Source organism: Pandoraea sputorum (assembly GCF_000814845.2).
Classification (GTDB): domain Bacteria; phylum Pseudomonadota; class Gammaproteobacteria; order Burkholderiales; family Burkholderiaceae; genus Pandoraea; species Pandoraea sputorum.
Genome location: NZ_CP010431.2, coordinates 4,186,455 through 4,200,730, shown reverse-complemented (window position 1 = coordinate 4,200,730; position 14,276 = coordinate 4,186,455). Strand labels below are relative to the sequence as shown.

Genomic DNA, 14,276 nt, shown 5'->3' with positions numbered 1-14,276 from the left:
TTTTAGGAAGCAGCGCGAGCGATAGCTCGTCAGCGCCAGAGACCTGAACAGGTCGGCGCGCTGCGGCGGTAGCGGCATCGTCCATGACAACACGATGCACCGCCTCTTTCCATATGCCGTAAGTAAGCGCTTAACGGGATGCCTGGCGGGCATACTGGCTTACTTCCTTACGCCCCGGGGCCACCCCGTGGTGACGGCGTAACCGGAGTACGTAGTATGAAGAAGTCTGGTTTATCACCCTGGCTACTGGCCGTGTTCGGTGCGCTTCGTGCGCGCGGCGCGGCAACGGTAGCCGTGGCTCGCCGCGATTGGCGTCGCCTTGCCTGGCACGGCGGTCGTGTTGGACTGTATACGTCCAGCGCGGTCGGTCTGGTTGCCGTGGTTGGCACGTTGGCGCTGTGGGTCAGACCGACGTGGCGCGCCGATATGGCGTCGCGCGTGGGTCCGCTGCTTGAGGCAGCCACCGGTACGGCCAACGCGGCCGGCCAGGGCGCCAATGGCGGCATCGTTGCACAAGGTACGGCGTCGGATTCGACGATGATGGCGCAAGCGGCGCAGCACGTGCCGTCGGCCGCTGTCCTCGCAGCGTATATTCCGAACCAGCGAGTGGCAGCCGACGCGCGCGCCACCAAGGTGCTCGATACGCGCGAGCAGATCGCCGTTGCCGACTATCTCGCACGCCGCTATCGCGTGGCGGGCGACGTGACGGGTAACCTCGTGCGCGCGGCTTACTCGACGGGCAAGGAAGTCGGACTCGATCCGCTGCTGCTGCTCGCCGTGATGGCCATCGAATCGGGTTTCAACCCGTACGCCGAGAGCACTGTCGGCGCACAGGGCCTCATGCAGGTCATGTCGAAAGTGCATCAGGACAAGCTCGAATACTTCGGCGGTCCGGAAGCTGCGCTGCATCCGCTGGCCAATATCAAGGTCGGTGCCTTGATCCTGAAGGAATGCATCGCACGCGGCGGTTCGCTGACAGGCGGTCTGCGTCTGTATGTCGGATCGACCAGCGCCGGTGACGGTGGCTACGGTGCCAAGGTGCTCGCCGAGCGCGATCGCCTCCGTGGCGTGACCATGGGACGCAAGGTCTCGCCGAACGAGCCGCAAGCGCCGGTGATCGTCAGCTCGGCCAAGCCGGTCGCGAAGCCGGTTTCGACCGGCAAGTCGGCCGACACGACGGAATCGGCCCCCGCGCCCGCAGCGTCGAACTCGAACGGCAAGGCGGCCGCGGCTGCCAAGCCGCTCGAAGCGGACGACAGCACGGCAGCCTGAACGATCGGCACCTGCCGACGACCTCGCGATGCGCCACGGCCGGCGCATCCATCGGCCAGCAAGGCTATCTATATAGAGACGCATTGCGCAGCCAACAAAAAACCCATCGAATCGCTTCGATGGGTTTTTTGTTTTGGCGTGAGGAAAACCGTTCAGCCTGATGCGAAGACTCTGCCGATCCGGTCCATCGCCTCGTGCAACTGTTCAAGCGACGTCGCGTACGACAAGCGGATGTACTGACGCGGCTCGGCAAACCCGAAGTCGAGGCCGGGCACCAGCACGACGTCGGCCTGCTGAAGCAGCGCCTGCGTGAGACGGTCGCTATCGCCAGCATCCGCGTGCGGGACACCCGTGCAGTCGGCGTAGACGTAGAACGCGCCGTCCGGCATCACCGGTACCTTGAAGCCCAGACGCTCCAGCGCGGGCACAACGTAATCGCGCCGTTGGCGGAACGCTTCCTTGCGAGTTTCGTAAATCGCCAGCGTTTCGGGGAGGAAACATGCCGTTGCAGCATGCTGCGCCACCGCCGACGGGCAGATGAACAGATTCTGCGAAAGCTTCTCGAACGTCGGCACGAGAGACGGTGGCACCACCAGCCAGCCAAGACGCCAGCCCGTCATGTTGAAGTACTTCGAGAAGCTGCTCACGACCAGCACGTCGTCGCCGAAGCTCAGCGCGGTCGTCGGCTTGCCGTCGTACGACAGGCCCTGATAAATCTCGTCGACGAGCGTGAAGCCGCCACGCGCGCGCACCGTCTTCACAATGCGTGCAAGTTCGTCGGTCTCGATGGATGTGCCCGTCGGGTTCGACGGCGACGCGAGCAGTACGCCCTTCGTCTTCGGCCCCCAATGGGATTCGATGCGCTCTGCCGTAAGCTGGAAACGCTCCGCCGGACCCGACGGAATCAGCACCGGCTTGCCGTCGAACGTTGAGACGAAGTGACGGTTGCACGGATAGCAGGGATCCGGCATCAGCACTTCGTCGCCCACACCTACGAGCGCTGCACAGGCCAGGACCAGCGCAGCCGATGCGCCGGCCGTCACGACGATGCGCGACGGATCGACGTCCACCCCGTAAAACCTACGGTAGTAGCCGGAGATGGCTTCGCGCAGCGCGGGAACGCCCATCGCGCTGGTGTATTGCGTCCGGCCGTCGCGCATGGCTTTCGCCGCAGCCTCGATGACCGCTTCGGGGGCCGTGAAATCCGGCTCCCCGATGCCCATGTGGATCACATGGTGCCCCGCCTTCTCACGCAACGCGGCCTGCTTGGCCAACTCCATCACGTGAAAAGGGGCGATGTCGTCGACACGTTGCGCCAGTGTCAGCGCGGAGGCAAGGTTGGGCATGCGGTCCATATCGGGGGGAGGACGGGGGGCTTACTTACGTTGGAACGTCAGGCGCTCTTGCCGCGACCGCCATTGCGGTTCGCCGCGACTTCCGCCGGGCGAACCTCGGCGGCGAACTTGTCGAGTACGCCGTTCACGAAACGGTGACCGTCCGGTCCGCCGAAGGTCTTCACGACTTCGACCGCCTCGTTGATCACCACACGGTACGGCACGTCCTGAAGATGAATCAGTTCGTACGCACCCGCGATGAGCGCGGCATGTTCGATCGGCGACAGTTGCGCTGCCGGACGGTCCAGATGCGGCTGGAGTTGCTCCGACAGGGCGTCGGCCTCGCGGATGCTGCCATACAGGACAGCTTCCAGCAGGGCCTGATCCGCCTTGTCGTAGCCAGGGGTGGAGCGCAGGTGAGCATCGATCTCACTCGCGTGGCCGCGCGAAATCAGCCATTGATACACTCCTTGCAGCGCAAATTCGCGCGCGCGGCGCCGTGCACTCTTCATTACCGATCTTCCTCTTCTTCGTCTTCGTCTTCATCCTCTGCATCGTCGCCACTCAACATGTCGATGGCTTCGAGCAGATTGGCCATTTCCACCGCCACGCGAGCCGCATCGCGGCCCTTCTCGGCGGCGCGCACTTCGGCCTGTTCGTCGTTCTCGGTCGTCAGCACCGCGTTAGCGATGGGAATACCGAAATCGAGACCGATGCGCGTAATGCCGGCGCCGCTTTCGTTCGACACCAGCTCAAAGTGATACGTCTCGCCGCGGATCACCGCGCCAAGCGCGATAAGCGCGTCGAACTGGCCGCTTTCGGCCATCTTCTGCAATGCCAGCGGAATTTCCAGCGCGCCGGGCACGGTCACAAGCAGCACGTCTTCGCCGTCGACGCCCAGGCGGTCGAGTTCGGCCACGGCTGCGGTGCGCAGTGCGGTGCAGACCGCGTCATTGAATCGTGCTTGCACGATGCCCACGCGCAGGCCTTCACCGTCGAGTTCCGGCTGGTATTGTCCGATTTCCATAATGGGCTTCCTCAAAAAAGTACCGTCCAGGCGGTGCGGCCAACGTTATGCCGGCATGCCCGAGACAGGCAAGGCTCGGCAAGATGACGTCCCGCCAAAGACAGGACGCCGATACAAGGTAACTCAGGCAGTCACGGCGCCGGGCATCGGTTGGAAACCGGTGACCTCAAGGCCATAACCTGCCATGTTGGGAATCTTGCGCGGGCTCGACAGGACTCGCATTTTACCGACACCCAGCTCACGCAGGATCTGCGCGCCGACGCCGTGCGTACGGAAGTCCACCGGGCGGCGCTTAGCGCGTGCCGCCTTCTCGGTTTCGTCGAGCGCTTCGAATTGATTGAAGAGATGCTCGGGCGTCTCGACGCAGTTCAGCAGCACGACCACGCCTTTGCCCTCTTCGGCAATTGCCTTCATCGCACCGGCCAGCGTCCACGAGTGGGTCGACACGCCGGTCTCCAGCAGGTCCATCACCGACAGCGGCTCGTGCACGCGCACCAGCGTCTCTTCGTCGGGCGATGGCACGCCGCGCACCAGCGCCAGATGCGGATTGCCGCTCGGTTTGTCGCGATAGAGCGTGGCCTGGAAGGGGCCCCATGCCGTCTGCATCTCGCGCGACGACACCGTCTCGATCATCGATTCGGTACGGCTGCGATAGTGGATGAGATCGACGATGGTGCCGATCTTGATGTTGTGCTGCTCGGCGAACTCCAGCAACTGCGGCAGACGCGCCATCGTGCCGTCGTCATTCATGATTTCGCAGATGACGGCCGCAGGCGTGAGACCGGCCATCGCCGTCAGGTCGCAACCGGCTTCGGTGTGACCGGCGCGCACCAGCACGCCGCCAGGTTGCGCCATGATCGGGAACACGTGACCCGGCTGGACGATATCTTCGGGACGGGCGTCGCGCGAAATCGCCGTCTGCACCGTATGGGCGCGGTCGGCGGCGGAGATGCCCGTGGTCACGCCTTCGGCCGCTTCGATCGACAGCGTGAACGCCGTGCCGTATTGCGTGCCGTTGCGATACGTCATCAGCGGCAGGTTGAGTTGCTTGCAGCGCGCTTGCGTGAGCGTGAGGCAGATCAGGCCGCGACCGTACTTCGCCATGAAGTTGATGGCTTCGGGCGTTGCGAATTCGGCTGCCATGACCAGGTCGCCTTCGTTTTCACGATCTTCCTCGTCAACGAGGACAACCATGCGGCCGGCCTTGAGCTCGGCAATGATTTCTTCTGTAGTGGCCAACGGCATAGCGGCAACGCGGGGCTCGATTTGGAAAGGCTCTATTCTACGCCAAGCCGGTGCGCGGCTGCGTCCGATCTGGCACATCGGACAACGGAAAAGCGTCAATACAAAGGTCTTGACCTAAGTAACTGCGATGACTATAGTTAGGCACATGGCTAACCAATCCATCCCTCTCGATCGAATCTTTCAGGCGTTATCCGATCCGACACGTCGTGCGGTCGTCGAACGCCTGACGTTGGGCCCGGCGTCGGTGAGTGAACTCGCGCGTCCGTTTTCAATGGCGTTGCCGTCCTTCTCGCAGCATCTGAGCGTGCTGGAGGAGAGCGGGCTGGTCGTCTCGCGTAAAACTGGGCGTGTGCGGACCTACGCGCTGGAGACCGAAACGCTGGCGGGCGCACAGGATTGGCTCCAGTTGCAGCGCGACAAGTGGACGCGCCGCCTCGACCAACTCGACAACTATCTATGGCAGATGAAGGAGACGTGAAGATGAGCCGACCCAACCTGTTTTCGGTGGATCCGAAGCTGGACCTGGTGCTGGAGCGCTATGTCGACGTGCCGTGCGAGCGTGTCTGGGCTGCGTGGACGCAGCCTGAGCATCTCAAGAAGTGGTTCACGCCGGCGCCCTGGCAAACGGTCGAGTGCGAAATCGATCTGCGCCCGGGCGGTCTGTTTCACACTGTCATGCGTTCGCCGGAAGGCCAGCAGTTTCCGAACGTCGGCTGCTATCTGGAGGTGGTCGAGAATTCGCGACTCGTGTGGACGAACGCGGTGCTGCCCGGCTTTCGTCCTGCGCCTGCGCCGGTGGCCGAACACGGGGGCTTTCAGTTCACAGCCGCCGTGCTGATGGAGACGCAAGGTAAGGGCACGCGCTACACGGCGATCGCCATGCACGGCAACGAAGCCACGCGCGCGCAGCACGAAGCCATGGGCTTCCACGACGGTTGGGGCAAGGCACTGGATCAACTGGTCGATCTGATGAAGTAACTCAGCCGAAGTCATTGGCCGCAGATGTATGAAAAAAGGGGATGTGCCCGAAAGCACATCCCCTTTTCCGTTTCCCGTCATGTCGGCCTGATCGATGGCCGCGTGACCACAGACTCAAGCGCCCAGATAAGCGCGCTTGATGTCGTCGTTTGCGAGCAGGTTGTCAGCCGAATCGGCGAGCACGACGCGCCCGGTTTCGAGCACATAACCGCGGTCGGCCACATGCAGCGCCTTGTTCGCGTTTTGCTCCACCAGAAACACCGTCACGCCTTCTTCGCGAATCGCACGAATGATGTCGAAGATCTGCGCGATCACGAGCGGTGCGAGGCCGAGCGTCGGTTCATCGAGCAGCAACAGACGCGGACGGCTCATCAACGCACGACCGATAGCGAGCATCTGCTGTTCGCCGCCGGACATCGTGCCTGCGCGCTGTTTGCCACGCTGTGCGAGCCGGGGGAACAACTTGAAGACGTGATCCATGCCGGCATCGATTTCGTCTTTGGACGCGAAGAAGCCGCCCATCTTCAGGTTCTCGATGACGGTCAGGCTCGGAAACACGCGACGGCCTTCCGGTGAAATCGCCATGCCCATGCGCATGATTTCGTGCGTCGGGCGGTTGGTGATGTCGTTGCCCTCGAACATCACGCGACCGCTCGATGCGCGGGGCGTGCCACACACGGTCATCATCAGCGTGGTCTTGCCTGCGCCGTTACTGCCGATGAGCGTGACAATCTCGCCTTTGTTCACTTCGATAGACACGCCCGAGAGCGCCTCGACGGCCCCGTAGTGGGTGTGGATCTGTTCCAGCTTGAGCATTATTCCTCCCCGAGGTAGGCCTTGATGACGCGCGGATCGTTGCGCACCTCGTCGGGCTTGCCGGTCATGATCGGCTTGCCGTGTTCCATCACGAGAATCCGGTCGGAGACCCCCATTACGAGACTCATGTCGTGCTCGATGAGCAGCACCGAAATGCCGAACTCGTTACGCAGGTTGTCCACGAGTTGCTGCAACTCGACCTTCTCTTGCGGGTTCAGACCGGCAGCCGGTTCGTCGAGCATCAGCAGACGCGGCTCGGTGATCATGCATCGCGCGATCTCGAGGCGGCGCTGGTGGCCATATGACAGCGTGCCGGCTTCACGGTTAGCGACCGGCGTGAGACCCAGACGATCGAGCCACATCTTTGCGCGCTCGAGCGCCGTGCGCTCCGAGCAACGGAACGCGCCCGTCGAGAGCAGCCCTTGCAGAAAGCCGGTGTGCACGGTCATGTGCTGCGCGACGAGCAGGTTCTCCACCACCGTCAACTGACGGAACAGACGGATGTTCTGGAACGTGCGCACCAGACCGCGACGCGCCACCATATGGCTCGGCAAGCCGGTGATGTCGTTGCCGTCGAGCACGATCGATCCGCCCGTGGGACGGTAGAAGCCGCCCACGCAATTGAAGACGGTCGTCTTGCCTGCGCCGTTCGGCCCGATGATCGCGAAGACTTCGTTCTTGCGGACGTCGAACTCGACGCCGTCGACAGCCAGCAGACCGCCGAAGCGCATCTGAAGGCCAGAGAGTTTCAACAGTTCTGCACTCATTGCGGCAACTCCACATGCGGGCGGGTGGCGGGCAGCAGACCTTGCGGACGCCACATCATCATCAGCACCATCACCAGACCGAAGATCAGCATGCGGTACTCGGCAAAGTCGCGTGCCACTTCTGGCAGAATCGTCAGCAGGATGGCCGCGAGAATCACACCGATCTGCGAGCCCATGCCGCCGAGCACCACCACGGCGAGAATCAGCGCCGACTCGATGAACGTGAACGACTCCGGCGTGACCAGCCCCTGACGCGCAGCGAAGAACGCCCCGGCCAGACCCGCGAACGATGCGCCCAGCGTGAATGCCGAGAGCTTGATGCGCGTGGGGTTCAGCCCGAGCGAGCGGCAGGCGATTTCGTCTTCGCGCAGGGCTTCCCATGCGCGACCGATCGGCATGCGAATCAGGCGGCTCGTGACGAAAAGCGTGAAGCCGACCAGCGCGAACGCGAGCAGATACAGCCAGATCACCATGTGACCGCCGCTGTAATCCAGCCCGATCAGTTCATGGAATGTCTTCGCGCCTTCCACACTCGACGAGCGGGCCATTTCAAAGCCGAACACGCTGGGCTTCGGAATGCCGGACACGCCGTCCGGGCCGCCCGTCAGGCTCGTCAGGTTGTTGAGCAGCAGACGAATGATTTCGCCGAAGCCCAACGTCACGATCGCGAGATAGTCGCCGCGCAGACGCAGCACCGGGAAGCCCAGCAGGAAGCCGAACGTTGCCGACATCAGCGCGGCGAGCGGCAGGCATTCCCAGAAGGTCAGGCCGAAGTACTGATTGAGCAGCGCGTACGTGTACCCGCCGACGGCATAGAAGCCGACGTAGCCCAGATCGAGCAGACCGGCGAAGCCCACGACGATGTTCAGGCCGAGACCCAGCACGCAGTAGATGAGTGCGAGCGTTGCCACGTCCACTGCGCCGCGCGAGCCGACGAACGGCCACACGAGACCGACGGCGAGCAGCACCCACATGGCGGTCAGTTGCTGACGGCGTCCCATCGTGGGCATCGTCGGCAGCTTCACCGCGCGCTTGGTGCGCAACAGGAACGGCTTGATCAGTTGGAACACGAACACGATGGCCGTCGCGATCCAGACCGGACGCCAATGCTGTTCCAGCACAACCTTGTAGCCGTCGAGCTTCAGTTGCAGGCCCAGGATGGGGGCCGTAAGGATGATCGTCACGATTGCGGCGATGACCGCACCCTTGAGCGTCTCTCCTGCCGGCGCGCGGTTGGCGGCGCCGGACTTCATGGTGAGTTGTTGTGTCATGGTCGACCTCAGACTTTCTCGACGTCGGGCTTGCCCAGCAGGCCGGTCGGGCGGAACAGCAGCACCAGCACCAGCAGGCAGAACGCCACGATGTCTTTGTACTCGGAGGGCATGTAGCCCGAGGCGAGCGTCTCCGCCAGGCCCAGCAGCACGCCGCCCAGCATGGCGCCGGGAATGCTGCCGATACCGCCCAGCACCGCTGCCGTGAAGGCCTTGATGCCTGCGATGAAGCCGATGTACGGATTGAGCTTGCCGATGGTCAGGCCGATCAGTACGCCGCCCACAGCCGCGAGCATGGCACCGAGAATGAACGTGAAAGAGATCACGCGATTCGTATCGATGCCGAGCAGGTTGGCCATGCGCATGTCCTCGGCGCAGGCACGGCAGGCGCGGCCCATGCGCGAGTTAGCGATGAACAGCGTGAGCAGAATCATCAGGGCCACCGTCACGCCGACGATCAGCATGCGAGCGTAGGGAATCGTCACGGTGAAGTCGCCCATCGGAACATCGATGGCGCCGGAGATCAGCATCGGCACGGAAACATCGCGTGCGCCCTGACCGATCTGCACGTAGTTCTGCAGGAAGATGGACATACCGATCGCGGAGATCAGCGGTCCGAGACGAGGTCCGCCGCGCAGCGGGCGATACGCCACCCGCTCGATCGCGAAGCCATAAAGGCCCGTGACCAGCACCGATACCAGCAGCGCTGCACCCAGCACGAGCGGCAAGGGGTAGCCCGCCGCCGTTCCGATTGCAGTCAGTGTGACAAGCCCGACATAGGCGCCGATCATGTAGATCTCGCCGTGGGCAAAGTTGATCATGCCGATGATGCCGTAGACCATTGTGTAGCCAATGGCAATCAGCGCGTAGATCGCGCCCAGCGTCAGGCCATTGACCAGTTGCTGGGCAAGCTGTGGGAAAAATTCGTTCATGCGGGAAGCCTCGCGACTAGCGGGGGCCGAGCGCGAATGCGAGCCGCCCGCCGGGGTCGGCGGGCGGCTGGGGGTGATTCGCTGGCCGGTAAAGCGTCAGGGAATCAGTTGGCTGCGGTCTTGGTGGCGTCCTTGTGCCAGGTGAAGACCACGAACTTGAACGACTTCAGATCGCCGGCGGCGTCATACGCCACCTTGCCGATCGGCGTGTCGAACGTGTTGGCGTGGAGGTACTTCGCCACCTTTTCCGAGTCGGTGCTCTTCGCGCCAGCGATGCTCTTGGCGATCAGTTGCACGCCCGTGTAGGCCGGCATCTGGAACGGACCGTTCGGATCGCGCTTGGCGTCGGCGAAGGCCTTCACCAGCTTGGCGTTGGCCGGGTCGGCAGCGAAGTCGGCCGGCAGCGTCACGAGCATGCCTTCCGAAGCCGGGCCGGCGATAGCCGTCACGTCCTTGTTACCCACGCCTTCCGGTCCCATGAACGTGGCCTTCACGCCTTGCTCACGTGCCTGACGCAGCAGCAGACCCATTTCCGGGTGGTAGCCGCCGAAGTAGACGAAGTCCACGCCTTGCGCCTTGAGCTTGGTAATGACAGCCGAGTAGTCCGAATCGCCAGCGTTGATGCCTTCGAACAGCACGACCGGCACCTTGGCGGCGTCGAGGTCCTTCTTCACCGAGGTGGCGATACCCTGACCGTACGACTGCTTGTCGTGCAGCACGGCAACCTTCTTCGGCTTGACCTTGTTGATGATGTATTGAGCGGCTGCCGGACCTTGCTGGTCGTCACGGCCGATCGTACGGAAGATGAAGTGGCGCTTCTTGCCTTCGGTCAGTTGCGGTGCGGTGGCCGACGGCGTGATCATCACGACGCCTTCGTTTTCGTAGATGTCCGATGCCGGGATCGTCGAGCCCGAGCACACGTGACCGATCACATACTTGATCTTCTGGCTGACGATCTTGTTGGCGACGGCGACAGCCTGCTTCGGCTCGCATGCGTCATCCATGAACACGGCTTCGAGCTTGTTACCGTTCGCGCCGCCAGCTGCGTTGACTTCTTCGATTGCGGTCAGCGCACCGGCCTTGACCATGTCGCCGTACTGGGCAACCGAGCCGCTGAACGGGCCGGCGATGGCGATCTTGACGGTCTCTGCATTGGCAGCCGTTCCGAGGAGGGCGAGAGCAGCGGCAACGAACAGGGATTTGTGACGAAACTGCATTGTGGACATCTCCTTGATTTGTATTTTTTGACTACCTCGTGGTGCGGTAGCCTTAATCGACTGCTAAACCTGGTCGGTATTGGATCCTTCAAACCGCTGGCGGCCTGAACGATGCGCCATAGTAGCGTAATACGCTCTTTAATAGAAACAGGTATCCTGAGTCCCCCGGAAACCCGCATGGATAAAGGGTTTCAAAAGGGTCATAAGAAAAAAATAAGAGTCGTCACAGCGATTCTCCGTAGTACTACGCAGATTGGAAAATCGGCGAATATCACTTGAATCGGCAAATGAGGGCCATGTTGAATGGATGCGACGAAATAGGCATCAGGACATTTTGGATACAATCCGTGGCTAATTGAAATCCAATCGTGGGTGCTTTGCATTCAGTCGCAGCGATGCACCGGATCGCATCCATGACGACATCTGTGTTGTCGTATCCGTGCGCATACATCGATGAATAGGCGTCAGCCTTACATCGGCAGTGGGTGACGCCGGGTGCGCGATGCGCGGATCAGCGCAAGAAACGCGGCGAGAATCGGCGAATCGTCGTCGCGCCGGTACATGCAGTTCAGTTCGATGGAGCGCAGTCGCTGCGATCTCAACGGCCGATACACCACACCGGGCAATCGCAGATTCGCGGCCGATTCGGTCGTGACACACACGCCGAAGCGACTCGCCACGAGCGCAATCGACGTCACCACGTCTTCCACCTCCTGCTCCACACGCAGCGTCACACCTTCGGCGCGAAACGCGGCGGCCACCTCTTCTGCGAGTCCGGGCACCGGTGCGTTCGGGTAGAGAATCATCCGCTCGTTATCGAGATCGGCGAGCGTGAGCGACGCGCGCTTGCATAGCGGGTGCCCTTCGTACAGCGCGACGAGAAACGGCTCGCGGTGAATCCAGTCGACGACCAGATCCGGTTCGTCCGGAATCAGACGGTTGAAGCCGATGGCGATACGCCGCTCGCGCAGCGCCGCGATCTGTTCCGTCTTCGACAGGTTATGCAGGCCGATCTTCACTTCGGGACGTTCGGTATGGAAGTCCGCGAGCAGTCGCGGAATCACATTGAGAATGCCGGAACTGAAAATGCCGACGTCGAGCCGCCCGATGTAACCGTCGCCTGCGAGCCGGGTTTGCTCTTCCGCGCGGCGCGTGAGCGACAGGATGTTCGGCACCTCGGAGAGCAGCGTCTGCCCGGCGGCGGTCAGTGTCGCGCCTTTGGGCGTGCGCACGAAGAGCGCCGTGCCGAGTTGCGCCTCCAGTGCGTGGATGTGACGGGTGAGTGGCGGCTGCGCCATGTTCAGCCGTTCGGCGGCGCGCCCGAAATGGCCTTCCTGCGCCACCGCGAGGAAGTACCGCATTTGCTTGATATCCATGATTCAGTGTTTCAACTCAATACCGAAATAGTATCGGAATCTGGAAATTTGGTATTGGACGGTATCTTTGCGCGCGCGCATCATGCCTGCACGAAGCCGCTCTATCGAGCATTTCAGGAGACCGCATCATGCCAATCGTACATATCAATCTGATCGAGGGCCGCGATGACGCTGCCGTCAAGGCCTGTGTGAAGGCCGTGGCGCGCACCGTACACGAAACGCTCGGCGCGCCGCTCGAATCGATTCGCGTTTTCGCGACGCAAGTGCCGGCCGCCCACTGGGCCGTGGGCGAGCGCACGAAGGACGAGCCGGCAGCGCCGGCCAAGGCGGGCGCGTAATGAGCAACGCCATCCAACGCGACGCGGCCACACAGGCGCGTCTCCAGCAGGCTGCCGATGCGCTGCTCGAAGCCGAACGCTCGCACCGTTTCATCGCCCCGCTGCGCGACACGTTCGCACCGCTCACCATCGACGACGCTTACGCCATTCAGCGCATCAACACCGAGCGACGCCTCGCGGCCGGTCGCCGTATCGTGGGCTGCAAGATCGGTCTGACGTCGGTCGCCGTGCAGAAGCAGCTCGGCGTCGATCAGCCTGACTTCGGCCTGTTGTTCGACGACATGGGCTATGGCGACGGCGAACCGATTCCTGCCTCGATCCTCACGCAACCGAAGATCGAAGCCGAGATTGCGTTCGTGATCGGCCGCGATCTGAACGTCGAGCATCCGGGCCAGCTGGATGTTCTGAATGCCATCGAGTACGCGTTGCCTGCGCTGGAAATCGTCGGCAGCCGCGTGGCCGACTGGAATATCCGTATCACCGACACGATTGCCGATAACGCTTCGTCATCGGCTTATGTGATCGGCAACACGCCGAAGAAGCTCTCGGAATTCGACGTCCGCATGTGCGGCATGGTGCTCGAGCGTCGCGGCGAGCCGGTCTCGGTCGGCGCAGGCGCGGCCTGTCTGGGCAGCCCGATCAACGCCGTGGTGTGGCTCGCGCGCACGATGGCTGCGGTGGGCACGCCGCTCAAGGCGGGCGATCTGGTGCTTTCGGGCGCTCTTGGTCCGATGGCCGCCGTCACCCCGGGCGACATCTTCGAGACCCGCATCAATGGCCTGGGCTCGGTCCGCGCCGTCTTTGAACCTGCCAGCGAGGCTGCACGATGAGCCACATCCACGATTACGCCAAGCTGCTCGACGACGCAGCGCATTTCGCCCACGAAGTCGAACAGTTCGACACTGATAACCGCCTGTCGCTCGACGACGCCTACGCCATTCAGGCCGCCTCGCTGGCGCGCCGTGCCGAGCGTGGCGAGACGCGCGTCGGCGTGAAGATGGGCTTCACCAGCCGCGCGAAGATGATTCAGATGGGGCTGTCCGATGTGATCTGGGGGCGTTTGACGTCCGGCATGCAGATCGAAGAGGGCACGTCCATCGACTTCAAGCGTTACGTGCATCCTCGTGTCGAGCCGGAAATCGCCTTCATTCTGAAGAAGCCGCTCGAAGGCAACGTCACCGGGCCGCAGGCGCTGGCGGCGGTCGAGGCAATCGCACCGGCTATCGAGATCATCGACTCGCGCTACAAGGACTTCAAGTTCACGTTGCCGGAAGTGATTGCCGACAACGCGTCGTCCAGCGGTTTCGTGATCGGTGCGTGGCATAGCCCGCACGTCGACTTCTCGAATCTGGGGCTGGCGATGTCGATCAATGGCCGCACCGTGCAAGTGGGTTCGACGGCGGCGCTGCTGGGTCATCCGCTGCGCTCGCTCGTGGCGGCGGCGCGTCTGTCGGCGGCGGCGGGCGAGCCGTTGCAGGCGGGCTGGATCGTGATGGCGGGCGGCGCGACACCGGCCGAGTACATCCAGCCGGGCCAGTACGTGTCGGTCGAGATGGAATCGCTCGGTCGCGTGGGTTTCCACGTGTAGGACACAGAACGACGGGCACGGCAGGCCGTTTCATCGTCTCGCCGGGCCATGCAAAACGGGGCGCGCCACACGGCACGCCCCGTTTTTGTTTTTACTACCCGGCGAGTTTCGGCGG

At 62.7% G+C, this 14,276-nt stretch carries 16 protein-coding genes; 6 read left to right on the top strand and 10 right to left on the bottom strand.

Annotated features, from left to right (window positions below; genetic code table 11):
• The first annotated feature begins 216 nt into the window (after positions 1-216).
• Complete coding sequence (locus NA29_RS18485) at positions 217-1,272, top strand: lytic transglycosylase domain-containing protein (RefSeq protein ID WP_084103913.1); 1,056 nt, start codon at positions 217-219, stop codon at positions 1,270-1,272.
• Positions 1,273-1,424: 152 nt separating this feature from the next.
• On the opposite strand, the gene NA29_RS18480 is transcribed toward NA29_RS18485, so the two are convergent.
• From NA29_RS18480 to ribBA, 4 genes are all read right to left on the bottom strand, one after another.
• A complete protein-coding gene (locus tag NA29_RS18480; RefSeq protein ID WP_174555914.1) occupies positions 1,425-2,627 on the bottom strand; it encodes a pyridoxal phosphate-dependent aminotransferase in 1,203 nt (400 codons plus the stop codon).
• Between the two features lie 38 nt (positions 2,628-2,665).
• On the bottom strand, positions 2,666-3,118 hold the full coding sequence (gene nusB / locus NA29_RS18475; protein WP_039400328.1) for a transcription antitermination factor NusB: 453 nt from the start codon (positions 3,116-3,118) through the stop codon (positions 2,666-2,668).
• Entirely contained in the window at positions 3,118-3,633 is a 516-nt protein-coding gene (ribH, locus tag NA29_RS18470) for a 6,7-dimethyl-8-ribityllumazine synthase (RefSeq protein ID WP_039400325.1), read from the bottom strand. The genes nusB and ribH overlap by 1 nt, the downstream gene beginning before the upstream one ends.
• Before the next feature lie 123 nt (positions 3,634-3,756).
• Complete coding sequence (ribBA, locus tag NA29_RS18465) at positions 3,757-4,878, bottom strand: bifunctional 3,4-dihydroxy-2-butanone-4-phosphate synthase/GTP cyclohydrolase II (protein WP_039400322.1); 1,122 nt, start codon at positions 4,876-4,878, stop codon at positions 3,757-3,759.
• Positions 4,879-5,023: 145 nt separating this feature from the next.
• Here ribBA and NA29_RS18460 point away from each other — a divergent pair, with 145 nt between their 5' ends.
• Together NA29_RS18460 and NA29_RS18455 are read left to right on the top strand one after the other, a co-directional pair.
• Positions 5,024-5,356: an ArsR/SmtB family transcription factor gene (locus NA29_RS18460; protein WP_039400320.1), complete on the top strand. Its 333-nt coding sequence runs from the start codon at positions 5,024-5,026 to the stop codon at positions 5,354-5,356.
• 2 nt (positions 5,357-5,358) lie between these two features.
• On the top strand, positions 5,359-5,856 hold the full coding sequence (locus NA29_RS18455) for an SRPBCC family protein (protein ID WP_039400318.1): 498 nt from the start codon (positions 5,359-5,361) through the stop codon (positions 5,854-5,856).
• A gap of 114 nt (positions 5,857-5,970) precedes the next feature.
• Here NA29_RS18455 and NA29_RS18450 read toward each other — a convergent pair whose 3' ends face one another.
• From NA29_RS18450 to NA29_RS18425, 6 genes are all read right to left on the bottom strand, one after another.
• A complete protein-coding gene (locus tag NA29_RS18450; RefSeq protein ID WP_039400315.1) occupies positions 5,971-6,672 on the bottom strand; it encodes an ABC transporter ATP-binding protein in 702 nt (233 codons plus the stop codon).
• Positions 6,672-7,439: a high-affinity branched-chain amino acid ABC transporter ATP-binding protein LivG gene (gene livG / locus NA29_RS18445; protein WP_039400312.1), complete on the bottom strand. Its 768-nt coding sequence runs from the start codon at positions 7,437-7,439 to the stop codon at positions 6,672-6,674. The genes NA29_RS18450 and livG overlap by 1 nt, the downstream gene beginning before the upstream one ends.
• Entirely contained in the window at positions 7,436-8,710 is a 1,275-nt protein-coding gene (locus NA29_RS18440) for a high-affinity branched-chain amino acid ABC transporter permease LivM (RefSeq protein WP_039400309.1), read from the bottom strand. The genes livG and NA29_RS18440 overlap by 4 nt, the downstream gene beginning before the upstream one ends.
• An 8-nt stretch (positions 8,711-8,718) precedes the next feature.
• Complete coding sequence (gene livH / locus NA29_RS18435; RefSeq protein WP_039400307.1) at positions 8,719-9,642, bottom strand: high-affinity branched-chain amino acid ABC transporter permease LivH; 924 nt, start codon at positions 9,640-9,642, stop codon at positions 8,719-8,721.
• A 104-nt stretch (positions 9,643-9,746) separates the two neighbouring features.
• Positions 9,747-10,859: a branched-chain amino acid ABC transporter substrate-binding protein gene (locus NA29_RS18430; RefSeq protein WP_095178473.1), complete on the bottom strand. Its 1,113-nt coding sequence runs from the start codon at positions 10,857-10,859 to the stop codon at positions 9,747-9,749.
• A gap of 470 nt (positions 10,860-11,329) precedes the next feature.
• Positions 11,330-12,235: a LysR family transcriptional regulator gene (locus tag NA29_RS18425; protein WP_039400300.1), complete on the bottom strand. Its 906-nt coding sequence runs from the start codon at positions 12,233-12,235 to the stop codon at positions 11,330-11,332.
• A 128-nt stretch (positions 12,236-12,363) separates the two neighbouring features.
• On the opposite strand from NA29_RS18425, the gene NA29_RS18420 reads away from it, so the two are divergent.
• The 3 genes from NA29_RS18420 to NA29_RS18410 are packed head-to-tail and all read left to right on the top strand — an operon-like array spanning position 12,364 to position 14,161.
• Entirely contained in the window at positions 12,364-12,573 is a 210-nt protein-coding gene (locus tag NA29_RS18420; protein WP_039400297.1) for a tautomerase family protein, read from the top strand.
• Positions 12,573-13,403, top strand: a complete 831-nt coding sequence (locus NA29_RS18415; protein WP_052253044.1) for a 2-keto-4-pentenoate hydratase — start codon at positions 12,573-12,575, stop codon at positions 13,401-13,403. Before NA29_RS18420 ends, NA29_RS18415 begins: the two co-directional genes overlap by 1 nt.
• Positions 13,400-14,161 (top strand): 2-keto-4-pentenoate hydratase, encoded by a 762-nt coding sequence (locus NA29_RS18410; protein WP_039400294.1) that lies wholly within the window; start codon positions 13,400-13,402, stop codon positions 14,159-14,161. The genes NA29_RS18415 and NA29_RS18410 overlap by 4 nt, the downstream gene beginning before the upstream one ends.
• The last annotated feature ends 115 nt before the right edge of the window (positions 14,162-14,276 follow it).